Source organism: Paraburkholderia sp. RL17-373-BIF-A (assembly GCF_046030175.1).
Lineage (GTDB): Bacteria > Pseudomonadota > Gammaproteobacteria > Burkholderiales > Burkholderiaceae > Paraburkholderia.
Genome location: NZ_JARESO010000223.1, coordinates 1 through 1,971, shown reverse-complemented (window position 1 = coordinate 1,971; position 1,971 = coordinate 1). Strand labels below are relative to the sequence as shown.

The 1,971-nt window shown below is 53.1% G+C and carries 1 protein-coding gene; it reads right to left on the bottom strand.

Translation table 11 applies throughout. From position 1 onward, the window contains the following. Positions 1-317 precede the first annotated feature (317 nt). A complete protein-coding gene (gene sctR, locus P0D80_RS49830; protein WP_408296032.1) occupies positions 318-965 on the bottom strand; it encodes a type III secretion system export apparatus subunit SctR in 648 nt (215 codons plus the stop codon). Positions 966-1,971: the final 1,006 nt, after the last annotated feature.

The following is a 1,971-nucleotide window of genomic DNA, read 5'->3' as shown; positions in this document are numbered from 1 at the left end:
AAGGCTTCAACGCTGTTGAGGTCATGCGCAAGCTCGGTGGGCAGTGGCCGGATAGGGAGCTTGCGGTGACCATGAGCCGCATGCGATGCAAATCGCCAGACGGCAGACATTAAGCACGGTCCCTGTTACCGAACTCCGGGAACGGCTAGGCGTTGCGCCGTTCAATCCGATGGCATGGCATGCCGATTCGATCAGTGTGGAAGAAGCGTCACGACGACTGGGGATCTATGGGCGCTCGACTCACCGCCTCATACGCGAGGACATACTATCCGCGCAGGATCCGGCCAACGTCGCAGGATTTCAAAATGTCAAGCGTCTTAGTGATACGACAATAGCAACTGATCGAGAAGTCGGTCCCAGCCTCCCACCAACACGAACACCAAGATCTTGAACGGCATCGAAATCGTCATCGGCGACACCATCATCATTCCCATCGCGAGCAGCACGTTAGACACAATCAGATCGATGGCAATGAAAGGGAGGAACAATAACAGTCCGATCTTGAACGCTTCGATCAACTGGCTCACTGCAAAGGCTGGAATTAACAGCAGCAACGAATCGTCGCTCACACGATCGCGCACTTCAGCTGGCCAGTTTTTGTGGGCGGTATCGCGAAAAAACTTCAACTGAGTGGGGCCTGTGTGTTTTTTAAGAAATTCGCGATACGGATCCAGTGTGTCGTCAGTCAGTCTAGACAATAGAGTCGCATCCGGTTGTTCCGGCGACGCCGCAATGCGGTCTTGCACAGCCAAGCCCACCGGCGCCATTATGAACAACGACAACACTAGCGCTAATCCGTACAATGCAATATTGGGCGGTATTTGCTGGATGCCCAATGCGTTGCGCAACAACGAAAACACAACAGAGAGCTTCAGGAATGACGTTCCCATCACCACCAAAAGCGGCAGCAATGACAACACCACTAGGAGGGAGATCAGTTGGGTGGACTGGCTGGTAATCGCCATGACGGACTATGTTAATTCGTTCTGACTGCTACGGTTGCGGTATGTGCATAGACGGTTGTGAAGCTATCGTCGTGCACTGTGGGGACTGAGCTATAGACTCCCTGTAGCACCCATGGATTTCTTTGGGTAAGTGCCTCCGCTTGATGGAAAAATTGAAATGTGCATTTCTGAAGAGGAGTTCGGGCAGCTAATGTTAATGAGGTTACCACCGCACTGACCGACGTGCCATGCTACAACCGCTATGCCTGTTGCCTTGGGAAGAATATCGGATTAAGAGGGAATATAAGGTTCTCTCACGACTATGAAGTACAAGCGACACATGGATCTATCATCAATCAAGCTATCGTGTTCCGCGTTGTGCTCGGGCGCAGTCTCCGATCACCCCGTGGGCTCGTACGGCGAAGTGCCGACGGGCCTAGCATAAGCGCGAGACGACCATCCGGTGCACCGCAATCGCAGAAAACGCCTGCCTTGCCTGATGACACTAGCACGTGAGTTCGGGTTCTATCGTCGATCTCACTCGATAAAGCCCTACATCGCATAAAGCGCACCGGGGAAAAGGCCGCAAACGTTGCGGCCAAACACCAAGGATGGCCAGTGGCTCCTGCGTCAAGAAGGTACTTTTCTAATAGCTCTGCACGGCAAAACGACTCCATAGGATAACTGCATATCACGTTTTCGACACGCACTCAAGCATCCCCTGGTGTGCAAGGTGAAAGCTCGCCCCACACCTGACCTAAGTGCACTGAATCAAAGAATATCGCGGACCCACCTGAGGTTGGATCGAATACTGGACCGAGGAAGCAGCGGGCAGGGTAGCGCTGCACTGTTACAATACCGCCTAGACTTCGGAGTAGGTTGAGGAGAGAATGAGGGCCTTGAGTGGATTTGCTCCAGTACTTCCGGACACCGCCTCACACTTAGGTTGATGAATCGGTCCTACGTCGGAACTCGCGTGGCGAGCGATATTTCAGCGCGCTATGCGGGTGCTTTTCGTTGTAATGTA

Coding starts and splice junctions, on each gene's coding strand:
- sctR (WP_408296032.1), bottom strand. CDS start 965: ATGGCGATTACCAGCCAGTCCACCCAACTGATCTCCCTCCTAGTGGTG.